The organism is Mesorhizobium sp. M0991 (assembly GCF_040318915.1).
Classification (GTDB): Bacteria; Pseudomonadota; Alphaproteobacteria; order Rhizobiales; family Rhizobiaceae; genus Mesorhizobium.
In genome coordinates this window covers 83,304-98,597 of record NZ_JAMYNE010000014.1, presented here as the reverse complement: position 1 = coordinate 98,597, position 15,294 = coordinate 83,304, and the positions used below count along the sequence as shown (strand labels likewise).

General features: G+C 60.5%; 11 protein-coding genes and 2 pseudogenes. 2 read left to right on the top strand and 11 right to left on the bottom strand.

Translation table 11 applies throughout. The annotated features are described in order from the left end of the window. Positions 1–44: 44 nt before the first annotated feature. Positions 45–803 carry an SDR family oxidoreductase gene (locus NKH70_RS20790; RefSeq protein ID WP_352912439.1) on the bottom strand — a complete coding sequence of 253 codons (759 nt, stop codon included), beginning with the start codon at positions 801–803 and terminating at the stop codon, positions 45–47. 65 nt (positions 804–868) lie between these two features. Continuing rightward, positions 869–1,660 (bottom strand): alpha/beta fold hydrolase, encoded by a 792-nt coding sequence (locus NKH70_RS20785; protein ID WP_352912440.1) that lies wholly within the window; start codon positions 1,658–1,660, stop codon positions 869–871. Between the two features lie 472 nt (positions 1,661–2,132). On the opposite strand from NKH70_RS20785, the gene NKH70_RS20780 reads away from it, so the two are divergent. Continuing rightward, positions 2,133–2,360, top strand: a complete 228-nt coding sequence (locus NKH70_RS20780) for a DUF680 domain-containing protein (RefSeq protein WP_352716522.1) — start codon at positions 2,133–2,135, stop codon at positions 2,358–2,360. Positions 2,361–2,625: 265 nt separating this feature from the next. On the opposite strand, the gene NKH70_RS20775 is transcribed toward NKH70_RS20780, so the two are convergent. The 3 genes from NKH70_RS20775 to NKH70_RS20765 form a co-directional block, all read right to left on the bottom strand. Beyond that, the gene (locus NKH70_RS20775) at positions 2,626–3,375 is read right to left on the bottom strand and encodes a glucose 1-dehydrogenase (RefSeq protein WP_352716755.1); all 750 of its coding nucleotides are present in this window, start codon (positions 3,373–3,375) and stop codon (positions 2,626–2,628) included. Between the two features lie 112 nt (positions 3,376–3,487). Further along, entirely contained in the window at positions 3,488–3,850 is a 363-nt protein-coding gene (locus tag NKH70_RS20770) for a hypothetical protein (RefSeq protein ID WP_353025901.1), read from the bottom strand. A 50-nt stretch (positions 3,851–3,900) separates the two neighbouring features. After that, positions 3,901–4,881, bottom strand: coding sequence for an alpha/beta fold hydrolase (locus tag NKH70_RS20765; protein WP_353025899.1), 981 nt, complete (start codon positions 4,879–4,881; stop codon positions 3,901–3,903). 567 nt (positions 4,882–5,448) lie between these two features. Here NKH70_RS20765 and NKH70_RS20760 point away from each other — a divergent pair. Beyond that, a complete protein-coding gene (locus NKH70_RS20760) occupies positions 5,449–6,414 on the top strand; it encodes an alpha/beta fold hydrolase (protein WP_352716518.1) in 966 nt (321 codons plus the stop codon). A 267-nt stretch (positions 6,415–6,681) separates the two neighbouring features. Here the strand turns inward: NKH70_RS20760 and NKH70_RS20755 are convergent, their stop codons facing one another. The 6 genes and pseudogenes from NKH70_RS20755 to NKH70_RS20735 form a co-directional block, all read right to left on the bottom strand. After that, the gene (locus NKH70_RS20755; RefSeq protein WP_352716516.1) at positions 6,682–7,386 is read right to left on the bottom strand and encodes a response regulator transcription factor; all 705 of its coding nucleotides are present in this window, start codon (positions 7,384–7,386) and stop codon (positions 6,682–6,684) included. After that, a complete protein-coding gene (locus NKH70_RS20750) occupies positions 7,376–7,765 on the bottom strand; it encodes a response regulator (protein WP_352716514.1) in 390 nt (129 codons plus the stop codon). The genes NKH70_RS20755 and NKH70_RS20750 overlap by 11 nt, the downstream gene beginning before the upstream one ends. Before the next feature lie 2 nt (positions 7,766–7,767). Next, positions 7,768–8,409: a response regulator transcription factor gene (locus NKH70_RS20745; protein WP_352716513.1), complete on the bottom strand. Its 642-nt coding sequence runs from the start codon at positions 8,407–8,409 to the stop codon at positions 7,768–7,770. Then, positions 8,406–9,065, bottom strand: a pseudogene (locus NKH70_RS35830) (sensor histidine kinase); the annotation flags it as partial. The pseudogene NKH70_RS35830 and the gene NKH70_RS20745, both read right to left, overlap by 4 nt. 30 nt (positions 9,066–9,095) lie before the next feature. Continuing rightward, positions 9,096–10,841: pseudogene (locus NKH70_RS20740) on the bottom strand (MASE1 domain-containing protein); the annotation flags it as partial. A 373-nt stretch (positions 10,842–11,214) separates the two neighbouring features. Then, on the bottom strand, positions 11,215–15,033 hold the full coding sequence (locus NKH70_RS20735) for a PAS domain-containing protein (protein ID WP_352716512.1): 3,819 nt from the start codon (positions 15,031–15,033) through the stop codon (positions 11,215–11,217). Positions 15,034–15,294: the final 261 nt, after the last annotated feature.

Genomic DNA, 15,294 nt, shown 5'->3' with positions numbered 1-15,294 from the left:
TGCTGATCTGATGGATCAGAGGATCGGCGTTCGCTTTTGTTTGCTTATTTCGGCGGCGTGTATCGGCTGAGCCAATCATCGAAACGCACGGCGCCGATGCGCGCGTTGTCGCCGGGCATAAGCGTTCGATCGTCGATTGCCACTTGGCCGTAGTAGAGAGCACCAGGATCCGCGACGACTTTACGGGGATCGTTGGTGGCCTTCAGGAAGCGCTCGACAAGTTCGCTCATGCGAACACGCTCCGGACCGGCAATTTCGATCATGCCGTTCAACGGCGCGGCAAGCGCGACGTCCGCCATCGCGTCGGCAACATTATCAGCCGCCATGGGTTGGAAGTAGGCCGGCGACATATGAATGGTATCCCCGACGGCGCCCGTGTTTGCGATGGCGGCGGTGAATTCGAAGAACTGAGTGGCGTGAACGATGGTGTAGGGAATTCCGGACTCCCTGATCAGCTTTTCCTGAAGCAACTTGCCGCGGAAATAGCCCATGCCCTGCAGTCGGTCGGTACCGACGACCGACAGCGCCACGTGATGACGGACGCCGGCGGCCGTTTCGGCCGCAAAAAGATTACGCCCGGATGCCTCGAAGAACTCCAGGGCAGCCTTTTCCTCGAACGACGGCGAGTTCGCGAGGTCGACGACGACCTGCGCACCGGCAAGCGCGGCGGCCAGACCCTGTCCCGTAACGGTGTTGACGCCCGAATTCGGCGACGCCGCAAGCACGTCGTGTCCTTTGTTTCGCAGTCTCTCCACGGTCTTTGAACCGATCAGTCCGGTTCCGCCGATGACGACGATCTTCATGTCTAGTCTCCTGGTGTTGCGTGTCTATTTTCGTTGCTCGATCGGATGCAGGCGCTTCCAGCCTGCTACTGACTGACCGACGCAGAAGCATCCTCGATGAGTGACGTGACCTCGTCGGGATGCGAAACCATGAGCGCGTGGGACGCACCCTCGATGACGACGGTCTTTACCGCGTGCGCACGCTTGGCCATGAAGCTCATGACGGCTGCCGGGATGTTCCGGTCATCCGAGCCGTAGATCATGTAGGACGGCAGCGTCTTCCATGAGGCGACGCCCGAGGCTTCTGCCAGAGCTGCCTGCGCAACAGGGCGTTGAGTGGCAGCCATCAGCAAAGTCTGCTCTTGCGGAACGTCGGCGGCGAACTGGGCGCGGAACTTGGCCGGCTCGATGAAGAGGTCTTGTCCGCCGTCCGGCAACGCGACTGGAGCAAGCGCGCTCCCCAAGGTGCTGCCGGGAAACATGCTGGACAACGTAAGGCTCGATTCGCCGGTATCCGGCGCGAAACCCGCCACGTAGACCAAGGCCTTTACATTGGGATTGCCATTGGCGGCCTCGGTGATGACAGGCCCGCCGTAGGAATGCCCCACCAGCACAACTGGCCCGGAAACCGACCGGACGATGGCTGAGACTGCTTTCGCATCGCTGGCAACGCCGCGGAGCGGATTAGCTGCGGCTATCGCTACATAACCGTCTTTGCTGAGCTTGGTGATGACTGCGTCCCAGCTCGACGATTCCGCGAAGGCGCCGTGCACCAGTACGATCGTCGGCTTGGGCTGAGAATTCGCGGCCTGCGCCATCCCGCCGCCCGACGCGGCAAGCGCCGCGGTGAGCGCCAGGACTCGAGTTATGTTTCGCATTTGCTTTCTCCCGTGTGGCCTGTGGTGACCAATGCTCAGGAGAATGCGCCGACGCGGCCCGCCAACCTATTGTGCGGAAGGGTCTGTCATACAATGCCAAGGTGCAGGGTAGGTCACCAGGGAGATCAGGTGCCCTGCAGCATGATTGAGGGTATCTATGCCGGGTGTGCATTGTCGGCAGTCGCCGGAACAGACACTGAGGGCGCGCGGCCAGAGAGTTGTGTTTGCAAGACGCCGCTGCCGCCGTGGCGAGAACCTGGCGCGGTCGATCCGTTGAGCGCTGGTGAGCCGGCCGGATCGAACATGGCGGCAAAGCCTCCTCTCGCAGACGACATAGTCCCTGGCCTTCGGCCCGCATCGCCCAATGCGTTCGTATGGGTCAAACAGCCGGACCGTCTGATCGTGTCGCTGCGTCACGGCATCTATATTTGTATGGGTGAATACCATCCAAGCTACCAATAGAGTTACTGAAATGAAAATGACAGTCCTTGCTGTCGCCGCGCTTGTTATTACAGCAGGTAGCGCCATTGCCGGAAGCGACCACTATGGATCAAATGGAGCCCAGCAGCCTGCGACTGCGTCTGACAACATGTATACATCCTCGATCCAAAAAATGAACAACGATATCGGGGTGCCGAAAACCGTACGCAAGCCGACTGCTCCCAACGATGAATATGGCCAGGGCATCTGGGGTCACTGATCCCGACCTACAGAAAATTGAAGGACCGGGGCGAGACCTCGGTCCTTCCGCCGTATCGGCGAGCCGACTTCTCTCTTGCGCGTCGATCCCTGCAATGCGACTTGCCGCTTACGTGGCTCAATTTGCACCACGTCGACGGAACGTCTCGCCTCCGACCTATTTGGCGCGACTCGTGCGGCAGCTTCCCGGAAAATTTTCGTGAGGAAGACCGATTGCTTAGGCATTATTCGGCCGTCTATTGGCGCGACGACATCGCAGTCGTGGCTCAGAGCACTGCCATCCCGCCGTCGACCCGCAGATTGATGCCCGTGACGAAACTGCTCGCGTCCGAGGCAAGGAACAGGGCGGCTTTTGCCAGCTCTTCCGGCTGCCCCATCCGGCCCAGGGGTATTGCCTCGGCCATCGCCTTTTCAAACGGCCCGCGCTGCTCAAACGGTATGCCTAGCTTATCGAGAATAGCCGTATCCACCGGACCTGGGCTGAGCACGTTGACCCGGATGCCGCGAGACTTCAGTTCTATCGCCCAACTGCGCGCAAAGGCATTTATGGCCGCCTTCGAGCCCGCGTAAACAGCATGACCGTCCAGAACCTTCTCGCTGGCCAGCGAGCCTGTGAGGATGATTGCGCCGCCGTTCCGCATGATCGGAATCAGCTTCTGGACGCCGAAGAAGACGCCTCGCGTGTTGACGGCAAATTGCGCATCATATTCTGCCTCGGAGACGTCGGCCGAGTGCGTGATGGTGTTTATGCCGGCGTTCGCCATATAGATGTCGAGCGCCCCGAACCTCTGGCGGATCTGCTGCGCTACCTCGTCATGGTGCGACACGTCGGCCACATTTCCCTGAATGCCCAGCGCGCCTGCCCCGATCTGTGCGACCGCTTCCTCGACCGCCTGCCGCCGACGGCCGGTAATGACGACTTGCGCGCCCTCGGCCGCAAAGATTTTTGCAGCCGATAGTCCGATCCCGCTGTTTCCGCCGGTGACCACCGCGATCTTGCCTGATAGTGCGCCCATGTCGTTCCTGCCTTCGAAAATTGTGCCGGTGCTGCTGCGATAGTCGCAACTGCTGGCCAAGAAAATTTCACGCCGAATTGAGACCGCCAAAATGAGCGGCAATCGCAAACGGCTACCGATTGATAAACTCCCGGCGCTTAGCCAGTTTGACGTCTTGGAGAGCGCTTTGGCCTTCAAGGCAGAACAAGCGCGCGGCGGCGACCCCCGACAGCGCGACGTAGTGTCGAACGCCGGTGATCGCCTCCGTGCTGCACAGGCGCAATTGCCCGAATGGCAGCCGTGGCGCAGCATATGTTTCGCGCCTTTGCCAGCGCTCCAACTCGATGGCGCAGTGGTTCGGTTCCACAATCCGGGACATGAGCCGGCAGAACCAGCATTCAGGCCACCGCTCGGCTATGCGAGCGCACAAGGTTTGACCTGGCGCGCCACCCGAAATGCGGTTCAGGGTGCGCGAAACATTGCCAAAGGTGGTCATCGGCGGCTCCAAGGAATTGCGGACAACATGCGGTCGTGACTGAGGGCGTGCTATCCTTTGATGAAGGCGAGCAGGTCAGCATTGACCTGATCCTGGTGCGTGGCCGTGATCCCGTGGGGCGCGCCGGGGTAATAGATATCCTTTGCGCCTTTGATCAATCGGGCCGACTTGACTGCCGAGTCCTTGACGGGGACGATCTGATCGTCCTCGCCATGCAGGACCAGGGTTGGTACGTCGAACTTCTTGAGATCCTCGGTGAAATCGGTCTCGGAGAACGCCTTGACGCTTTCGTACGCATTGACGAGACCCGCCTGCATGCTCCAGAGCCAGAACTGATCCAGAATCCCCTGGGAAACCTTGGCGCCCGGCCTGTTCGCGCCATAAAACAACGGTGCGAGGTCCCGGTAATACTGCGAACGATCCTTGACGAGGCCAGCCCTTATGCCGTCGAATACCTCGATCGGCAGACCTTCCGGATTGGCCGGCGTTTTCACCATGATCGGCGGAACAGCGGCGATAAGAACAGCCTTGGCCACCCGCTTCGTCCCGTGCCGTCCGATATAGCGAGCAACCTCGCCTCCTCCGGTGGAATGGCCGACCAACGTAGCGTCCCGGAGATCCAGCGCCTCGATCACGGCTGCAAGGTCGTCGGCATAGCCGTTCATGTCGTTGCCGGACGTGGCCTGGCTCGATCGGCCATGGCCGCGCCGGTCATGCGCAACCACGCGGAAGCCGTTATGGGCAAGAAAGAGCATCTGGCTGTCCCAGGCGTCGGAATTCAGCGGCCAGCCATGCGAGAACGTGACGACAGGACCCTTGCCCCAATCCTTGTAGTAGATTTCGGTGCCGTCCTTGGTCGTGATGGTGCTCATCGTCTTGGTTCCTTTGATTGAGGGGGAAGAGGAAAGGTTTTGTTTTCGGCTCGCGGCCGAAGCAGCGCGGGGCAGTCCGGCGGCGACAGTGGCGATCAGGCCGGCCAACAAGACATCGCGGCGAGATCCGCCGGCGGAGAAAAGTCCGTCTTTGTTCATCATGTCCATCCATGTGCTGTGAACTCCTGCTCACCATCACGACCGTCGAGTCGGCCTGTGCGGTCGCGTTCGGGGAGGAGCGAGCGAGGAGCGGTGGAAACGCGACGGTCGTGATGGCTTGCGAGGAACAGGATGCACCGATCCGGGCCGCGAACCTATTCTACGGAAGCATCTGTCATACGATGCCAAGGTGCAGGGCAGGCACGCCGAGGTCCTGGAGCTGTCGCCGAGGTGGGGCTAAAATTGCCATGACGTTAGTGTCGTGCGCGACCCGCCGCTCGTGCGGCGGCCGCTACAAACAGAACCTATCAATCCGTATGAGGATCCGCTTCTCAAAACGAGAAGCGGCTGATCACGAGCAAGTCACCGCCCGAACGGACCGCGACAAGATTCGCCAATGTGGTCCTTATATTGAGGAATCAACTCACCGCCGGTTAGAGGCGTATATACTTATGTATACTGCGTGTTAGTATCGGGCCAAAGATCTGCTAGCTTTCGTTTTATAGACATTAAGCGGCATTTGCCGCTCTTGGAGCCCTTTGGACCTCACAATCCCGGAGTGCTTTAATGCGCCTTAGCTTTCTTTCTGGTTTCCTCATTGCGGTCCTTGCTGCTGGACCATCGACTTCTGCCAACGCTTCGCGCTCAGACGTGCCGCTCGGACAATCGACTGACCTGTCGGCACGTATCGTCGACGGCAAGGCCGACGTTAACGGTGTGGTCTACCACTATTTGCTGGCGGTAGGCGGCCCGAAAACTGTTGTGTTGTTGCATGGTTGGGGCACGACCTCATACATGTGGCGCTTTGTAATGCCACAACTGGTGGCGCGCGGTTACACTGTACTTGCGCCCGATTTGCGCGGTTTGGGGGACACTGCCAAGCCTGCGGCCGGCTACGAAAAGGCGTCGATTGCCGAGGATATTCACGCACTCGTCAATCAGTTGAACCTTGGTCCGGTCGTCAATCTTGTCGGCCACGATATGGGTGGCATGGTGGTTTATTCCTATGCGGCGCAGCACCCAGAGGAAGTCGCCACATTGGCCATCCTTGACGTCCCACTGCCAGGCATCGAACCATGGAACGAATTGATCCAAGGCCCTCGCACTTGGCATTTTCGCTTCCATTCCGTACGCGACGTACCGGAAATGCTCATTGCCGGTCGCGAGCTTGAGTATTTAAAGTGGTTTCACAATGCAGAGGGGGTAAATGCTTGCGCGTTCGACAACGAAGCCGACGAAGTCTACGGGCGTTCCTATGCCCAGCCTGGCGCATTGCGCGCAGGCTTCGAGTACTACCGGGCTTTTCCCCGTGACGAAGAGCAGAACAAGGCCTTTGCAAAACACAAGCTAACGATGCCGGTACTCGGAATAAGCGGCTCAGGTGGCTTGGGATCGATGTACGAAGACCATCTCCGCCACGTCGCCGAAAACGTACGCGCCGTAGTAGTCGAGGGCTCAGGTCACTGGGTTCCGGAGGAGCAGCCAGCCGCCGTCACCAAGGCCCTGATCGAGTTCCTGCCGCCAGCATACTAAGCTTCGCTGATGCCTGAAGGCACAGCATTAGCGATAGTCGTCGTGATGGAGATACGGCCGCTCCAAAGCTTTCCCAATGCGTCGCTGCTAGCGGGGGATGCGCGGCAGAAGCTTGGCTGTGCAGCGTCAACATCAGATTACACGCGGCGGTTATCGCTCTAAGCTCTATAAAGGTTTTCCTGAGTCCGGATCGTCCTGGGCAAGCTTTTCTTAGCGAAGAAGCGCCCGCCGCCGGGCGATCCTATCGGACGGAGGCATGGTTCGGCCCTATTCGAAAGTCTTGGCCGCGCCGGCCTCGCGCATCGGCGGGGGCAGCGTTTCCCACGCCCGGATTAGCTCACCGATGGAAGCAGCTTCCATCTTGCGCATGACATTGCCGCGGTGAAGCTTGACGGTCACTTCACTGATGCCGAGGTCGAAGGCGATCTGCTTGTTGAGGCGTCCGCGCGCCACTTCTCGCAGAACCTCGCGCTCGCGCGGCGTCAGCGTCTCGACGCGCTCGATGTTGCGCTTGACGATCACCGCATCCGCCCGCCGCTTGGCGTCCACCGCAATGCCCGCGATCACGGCGTCAAGCAGCGTCTGATCCCGCACCGGTTTGGTCAGAAAGTCCACGGCGCCGGCCTTCATCGCCTGGACAGTCATCGGGATGTCGCCATGCCCGGTCAGGAAGATGATGGGTTTGGGGTTGCCGTTTTTCGCAAGATGGTGCTGCAGATCGAGACCGCTCGTCCCTGGCATGCGCACGTCGAGGATCAAGCAGCCGGGGCTCTCCAACACGTCGGCGTCAAGCAATTCACGGGTCGAGGTAAAGCACACCGGCAGAAAACCCGCCGACAGGATCAATTCAGACAGCGCCTCCCGAACAGAGGCATCATCATCGACAATAATGACCAGCGGCTGCTCGGCTTCAGCCCGCCGCTGCTGTGATGACGGCGTCGATCTCCGTAAGGGCAATTGGTCAACTCTCATGTTTAGCCTCCGTTTCTGGGTTGCGTAAAGCGTCGCCGATCGCCGCAAGCAGTGCCTGGCCATCGAACGGCTTGCGGAAAAGCCTGCCAATGCCCTTGGCGCGGTGCTGATCCACTATCTCGTGGCGGCCGGTGATCAGGAACACAGGCAGATCCGGACGCGCCTTCTTGACCAAGTCGCGAAGTTCAAAGCCGTCCATGCCGGGCATCCCGATGTCGGTGATAAGCATGTCCAATCCAGACAGGCCGCTGACCAGCAACGACCTCGCCGATGAGAAGCTGCGGGCCACATAGCCGGCGGACTCCAGAAGGTCCTCCAGCGACTCGAGCAGTCTTGGGTCATCGTCGACAATCGCCACGACAGGCCTCCGCTTGCCCACGCTCAGCTCCCCCCTGCCCGGCGCGAGTGCGTGATCGGTATTCCCAATCGCTCGGCGATGCGCACGAGGTCGGCGAGCGACGCCGCGACCATCTTCTGCATGACGTTCCTTCTATGAATTTCCAGCGTAACTTCGCTGATCCCCAGTTCAGCGGCCGCCTGCTTGTTGAGCAGGCCGCTGACCACCAGCGGCAGCACCTCACGTTCGCGCGGCGTCAGTTCGAGATAACGTTGCTTCAACACGCCCAGCTCGGCGCGCTCCGATCGCTGTGCCCGATCCAGGGCGATCGCTGCATGGATTGCGGCCATGAGGTCCGCATCACTGAAGGGCTTAGTCAGGAAATCTACGGCGCCGTGCTTGATCGCACGCACGGAGGACGGGATATCGCCATGTCCCGTCAGGAAAACGATCGGCGGATGATCGCCCTCGGCAATCTGCCGCTGCAGATCGAGGCCGTTAATATCCGGCAGCTCGATATCGAGGATGAGGCAGGCGGGGACGTCCGGCTTGTCAGCGCGGATATAATCGCCCGCCGATCCGAACGCTACGGCACGCATGCCGTGCGCAGCCAGCAGCTCACTGAGCGCCTCCCGGATGCGTTCATCGTCATCTACGATGAAGACAATTTGGCCGTCCGTCATCATGACGCTGCTTTCGCTTCAATCGGCAACGTGAAGATAAACGTCGCTCCACGTGGTTCGTTCTTCTCGACCCATAAACGCCCGCTATGCGACTCGATGATCGAACGGCAGATCGCCAGTCCCATGCCCATCCCTTGCTCTTTCGTGGTAAAGAACGGTTCGAATATCCGGTCGGGAAACTCGACGCCCCGGCCGCGATCGCTGACTTCGGTCTGGACAACATCCCCGATATGGCGCACGCGGATGCTGATAGCTCCGTCGTCCGCACCAGAGTCCATCGCCTCCATGCCGTTGCGGATGAGATTGACCAGAACCTGCTGGATTTGGACGCGATCGAACGCGACTAGCGGAATGTCGCTTCCGACATCAACACTGATGCGAACGCCCCGCCGCATCGCTTCCTCGGCCACGAGGTCGCGTGCCTCTGCGATGACACTGCTGAGCGTCGCATTGGTCCTCGTCTCTGTGGATTGCTTGAACAGCGCGCGGATGCGGCCGACGACGTCCGCCGCCGAATTGGCGTCCCGGATTATGCGCTCGGCCGTGATCTTCGCGCGTTCGACGTTCGGCGGGGCGGCGGACAGCCAACGGTGGCATGCATGGGAATTGGCGACGATCGCGGCCAGCGGCTGATTCACCTCGTGCGCGATCGAAGCGGAAAGCTCGGCGAGACTTGCAGCCTGAGTGGCTTGCGCGAGTTTGTCGGAGGCTTGTCGCAGCGCTTCCTGGGCGCGCACCTCTTCGTCGATGTCGAGGGAAACCCCGTACCATTGCACGACCGCCCCGTCCTCATCACGCCGCGGCTCGACCCTGCACTCCGCCCAGCGATAGCCATCTGTTTCGCGCCAGCGAAACCGCATCGCGGAACCGCCGCCTGTTTCGAAACAGGTCAGCAACGTGCGCAGCACCTCGGGAGCATCTTCGGGATGAACCAGTTCTTGCAGCAATTCCTCGATGCGCGGCTCTCCGAGCGTTTCGAAATTGGCGATCACGGAGCGGAAATGGTCCTGGTATCGCTTGTTGAAGTAGACCGGCCCGCCGGTCGGCACCGCGCTCCAGATGCGGACCGGCACAGCGTCGATCATCTGCTGAAGCTGCAATTCGCTCCGCCGCAGCGCCTCTTCGGCTTGCATCTGATCGTCTATGTCGTGACAGAGGCCGTACCACTGGACGATCAGGCCAGCGTGATCGCGCATCGGCTCTGCCCGGCTCGACATCCAGTGATAGACGCCATCGGCGCGGCGCAGGCGATACCTCATGGAGAAGCGCTCACCGGTGGCAAGGCAGTGACTGAGCGTATCGCCGAATGCTGCTGCGTCGTCCGGATGGACGGTGGACGCTATCATCGCCGCCAGCCGGCTGATGCCCTGTTTGTCCAAATCCGTTACGTCGAGGCGGAGAAAGTCGACCATTCGCTTGTTGAAAAAGGTCGGCTCGCCGTCCGGCGTCAGGCGCCAAACGTGGCTCGGAACCATGTCGACAAGCTGCGAGAGCTCCCGCTCCCGGTCGCCCAATGCCTCAAGGCTTTCACGCAAGGTGAGCACCGCCGCCTGATGCTGCCGGGATATGGCGGCCACGACGAGCGCCGAAAATGCCGAGATGGCCAGAAAAAGCTGCAGCATGATCTGGTTGTGCTTCTGGGACTCGGGATCGCCGGCAAATTGGCTGGCGCCGGATATCGTGAATACCGCCGTGATCAGAGCGAGGACGGCCAATGCTACGGCGGCGCCTCTGAACTCAAAGCGCACTGCGGCCCAAAGAAGAGGCGGCATGATGATGTAGGCGAAGGGCAGATAGCCGCTCAAGGAAAGGGCGGCGATACCAAGAAAAATCAGCCCCAGGACGCAAGCTTCCATCCACCGCGCTGCCGAGAGCTGCGCCTTGCCGCGCCAGTTCTGGAACACGACCAGCGCCAGTGGCGCTACGATCAGGACTCCCGTCGCGTCTCCGATCCACCACAGCGGCCAAGCCGTCGCAAAGGTTTGCGATTGTATGCCAAACCACGCAAGCGCCGCACTTCCCACCGTCGCGCTTGCAACTGGCGCAATTCCAGCGGCCAGTACGACGAATGCGAGAACGTCCCGCAACGTTTCCAGCCGAACTGGGCGCTTGCAGGTCTGGTTCACAAGCCATGCGCCGGCCACCGCTTCAAGAGCGTTGCCGGCAAAGATCAGGAAGGCCGCGGGCAGCGGAGTGTGGAACCACAAGAAGTTGCTGAACAGTTCGGCCAGACAGGCCCCCAGCACCCACCACGGCCAGCTATACCTGGAGGCGAAGACAAGTGTAGCGATGAACAGCCCGCTCGGAGGCCAAATGGAAATCCCTGTTCCGGGTATGATTGCGAGCGACTGGGCGAATCCGCAGCCCAGGACATAGGCCGTAATAAAAAGCCCCAGATGCAAGAGTTGGGGACGGTGCGACCAGACGCGCGACAACCTGCCTCTTTCAAGATCGCTGCTCATGTTGCCGCGAATCAGGCCCGGTTCATTCGTCGCGAAAGGTCGGCCACTTCCCGGTCCGGATCGGTCCAAGTCATGCGTTAACGCGCGCGTTGCGTTGGAATCGGTCTCGCCAAGTGAGTTGGGCGCTGTCGTCATCGGGTGCCCCTCACGGACAAACAAACTCTGGAGATTGTCGGCGCTTCGTGTAGCACTTGCTCTTGATAGCTGGACTGGGCTGACGGACTCACGTCGCCACCCTAATCCCGCCACGCCCCAACCGCACCTCATGGAAATCCATGCATTGCACGGGGCGGCGGCGCCCCTTCACCGAGAGCCGAAAAACCAAGCGCTTACTGAGCGCCGCCAGTTATTGCGCAGCTTTCGCTTCAGCCGGGAGGGTGAAGATGAATGTCGCCCCACGCGGCACGCTATTCTCCGCCCAAAGGCGTCCGCCGTGAGACTCGATGATCGAACGGGAGATCGCGAGCCCCATGCCCATTCCGTTCCCTTTCGTCGTAAAGAACGGCTCGAATATCTTGTCAGGATGTTCGACTCCTGGGCCGCGGTCGCTGACATCGATCTGGATTTTGTCCTCTATCCGGCGCACGCGTATCCCAAGAACCTTGTCGCCAGCAATGGCGTCCATCGCGTCCACGCCGTTGCGGATGAGATTGACCAAAACCTGCTGGATCTGGACGCGATCGAACACGACGAGCGGAAGGTTGCTTTCGATGTCGACATCCATGCGAACGCGACGCCGCATGGCTTCCTCAGCCATGAGGTCACGCGCTTCGGCAATGACACTTGGGATCGGCATACTGGTTCTCATTTCAAGGGATGGCCTGAACAAGGCGCGGATGCGGCTGACGACATCCGCCGCCGAGTTAGCATCGCGGATGATGCGCTCGGCCGTGATCTTCGCGCGCTCGAGGTTCGGGGGATCGGCGGCCAGCCAACGATAGCAGGCGTGTGAGTTGGCCACGATCGCTGCCAGTGGCTGGTTCACCTCATGCGCGATAGACGCCGAAAGCTCGGCGAGGCTTGCCGCCTGGCTCGCCCGTGCAAGTCGCTCTTGCGCCAGACGCAGCTCCTCCTGCGCCCGAACCTCACCGTCGATGTCCAGGCAGATAACATTCCACTGCACAATGGCGCCTTCGGCATTGCGCATCGGCGCCGCGCGCGTGTCGACCCAGAGATATTCGCCATCGAAGCGCCGTAGACGGTGCTTCCGCGAGTATGGCTCGCCGGTCGACAACGAATGTGCGTACTGCTCCTTGACTCCCGCGACGTCGTCGGGATGAACGCCGGCGTCGAGTGTGCCGGCCAACCGGGATTTTCCCGCATCATCCAATTCTTCAAGTTCGTAGCCGAGGAATTCGCGGAGCTGCTGGCTGCGATACATCGGCTCGCCGTCCGGCGCAGCGCAATCGATCATTACGGGCAGGGTTTCGACGAGTTGCCAGAGCGAGCGCTCCCTTTCTCGCAGCGCTTCCTGAGAAATTACAAAATCGTGGATGTCGACGTTGGCGCCGTACCACCGGATTGTGCGACCGCTCTCATCGCGGAGCGGATCCGCGCGTCCCTCAGTCCAGCGGTATGCACCGTCCCATCGCCGGTTACGAAACTTCAGCTCGAACGGTTCACCCGTGCTGAAGGAATGGGTTAGAGCTCCCAGCAATACGGCCCTGTCCTCCGGATGGACGATGGTTTCAATGGCGCTCGGCAATCCTGGAGCATCAAAATCTTCCAGCTTCAGGCCGATATAGTCCACCATAGTTTTGTTAATGTATGCTGGCTCGCCGCCTGGCGTTACGCACCAGATCTGCATTGGCACTGTATCTATGAGCTGCTGAAGCTGCCGCTCGCTGCGTCGCAGCGCCTCTTCGACGCGCAGCTGATCATCGACGTCGTGTGAGAGGCCGTACCACTGGACGATGCGTGCGCTCTCATCCCGCAGTGGCTCCGCGCTGCCTTCCACCCAGCGGTAGACGCCATCCGCACGCCGCAGGCGATACTTCTTGGAGAAGCGCTCGCCGGTGACGAGGGAATGGTTGAGCGCTTCCCTAAGGCTGTCCGCATCATCGGGATGGACGGCGGCTTTTATGACGGCTGTCAGCCGGCTCATGCCCTGCTTGTCTGTGTCTGCTATGTCCATGCCGAGAAAATTTATCAGGCGCTTATTGAAGAAGGTCGGCTCGCCCTCTGGGCTCAACCGCCAGAGCAGGCTGGGAACCATATCCACGAGTTGCGAGAGCTCCCGCTCCCGATCGCGCAGCGCTTCCTGTGCGCGCATCTCATCGTCGATGTCGATGGAAACTACGTACCATTGCACAATCGCTTCGCTTTGATCTCGCAGCGGTTCCCCGCGACCATCAACCCAGCGATACGCACCGTCCGCACGACGCATACGATACTTCAAGGAGAAGGGGTCGCCGGTGGCGAAGGAGTGGCGGGCCGTCTCCAGCAAGTTAGCCGCATCATCGGGATGGACGAGGGTCCCTATGACTGCAGCCAGCCGGCTCATGCCCGGCTTGTCCAAAGCCGCTACGTCGTCCAGACCGAAAAAGTCCAGCAAGCGCTTGTTGAAGAAGGTCGGCTCGCCGTCCGGCGTCAGACGCCTGATCTGGACCGGGACCATGTTCACGAGTTGCGAGAGCTCGCGCTCCCGATCGCGCAACGCCTCTTGCGCGCGCACCTCATCATCGATGTCGAGACAGAGGCCATACCATTGGACGATGCGTCCGTCCTGATCCCGTATCGGGTCCGCCCGGCTCGACATCCAGTGATAGACGCCGTCGGCGCGGCGCAGGCGATGTCTCATAGAGAAGGGCTCGCCGGTGGCGAGGCAATGGTGGAGCGCGTTTCGGAACGCTGCTGCGTCGTCTGGATGGATTGTCTCTATGACCACCTCCAGCCGACTCATCCCCGGCTTGTCCGCATCCGCTACGTTCAGGCCGAGGAAATCGACCATGCGCTTGTTGAAGAAAATCGGCTCGCCGTCCGGAGCCAGCCGCCAGATGTGGCTCGGAACCATGTCCACGAGCTGTGAGAGCTCACGCTCCCGATAGCGCAACGCCGCGACGGTTTTCTTGTAAACGTCGATGTCAAGCGCGATGCCAAACCATCCCGTGATACGACTTTGACTGTCGCGCACTGGTCGTGCCGCGGTTCGAGCCCAGACATAGATGCCGGTCGCGCGCCGAAAGCGAAACTCGACATTAAAATGATCGCCGGTCTCCAGGCAGTGACGCCATGCGGCGGCGATCTGGTCATAGTCATCCGGATGAAGCAACCGCTTCCAGCCGGTATGACCCTCCTTCAACGAAGCATTCAGATCCTCCAGCGTCACCCCGAGGGAATTCTGGGCAAACGGGTGCAGGTAGATCCACCTACCGGCCGCATCGAATGCCCATCCGTTGCCGAATATGCTCTCGACGACCCTCGCCGACCGGATTGCTTCGGCTTCGTTTTCGCCCGACGGGTCTGACGCTGTCGTAGTTGGCCGAGGCTCCCTGTCTGTCACCAGATCGTCGATATCGACACTTACACTGTACCCCGGCTCTGAGCGGGTTTCGGTCCAACGATAGTTACCGTCGGCCTTGAGTTGCCGATGTCTTGTGACTTGTGGGACGCCCGTCCAGAAGGCGCGCGCGGCCGCATGAGCCGCCGCAGCCCGGTCGTCCGGATGAATAACCTTCAGCGAATGCGGTACGTCGGGCGCGGCTTTTTCCTCAAGCGCAGCATTGGCGACATCCGCGAATCGCTTACTGACGACGGACGGAACATCGCCGTCGATCACTGCACCGTACCATGCATGGATACGACCTTGGCTGTCGCGCAATGGCTGTCCCGAACTTCGCCCCCAACCGTAAGCACCACTCGGGCGCAAAATGCGGTGCTCGACATTGTAATGCTCACCTGATTGCAGACAGCGACGCCATGTGGCGACGGCGCCGTCATAATCGTCTGGATGGATTATCCGCTTCCAACCAGAACGGCCCTCTTCCGAAGGCGAATTGAGTTCCTCCAACGTCATGCCAAGAAGCGAAAGCGCCGCCGGAGTCACGTAGGTGAATTTGCCGGCGGCGTCGGTCGCCCATGCGTTACCGACCACGTTTTCGATGATCCGCGCCGCTCGCAATGCTTCGGAGTCGGTTTCGTCAAGTGAGTTGGACGCTGCTGTCATGGGCTACTCCTGCCGGACAAAGGAACTGTCAGCGCTTCGTATAGCACTTGTTCCCTATCTGGACAGGCGAACTCACGGCCCCAAGTCTAATACCGCCATGCCCCCGCGTCTCATGGACATCCGTGCATTAAACGGAATGTGGGTGCTGCGGCCGCCTTTACGGAAGCTGGAAAAGGCCGGATGCTCCTGCGCGCGTAACGATCGCCTCGTGCAAGGAGCGACTGGAATGACGCATCAAAGAGTGGCAGCGCCACTCACCGC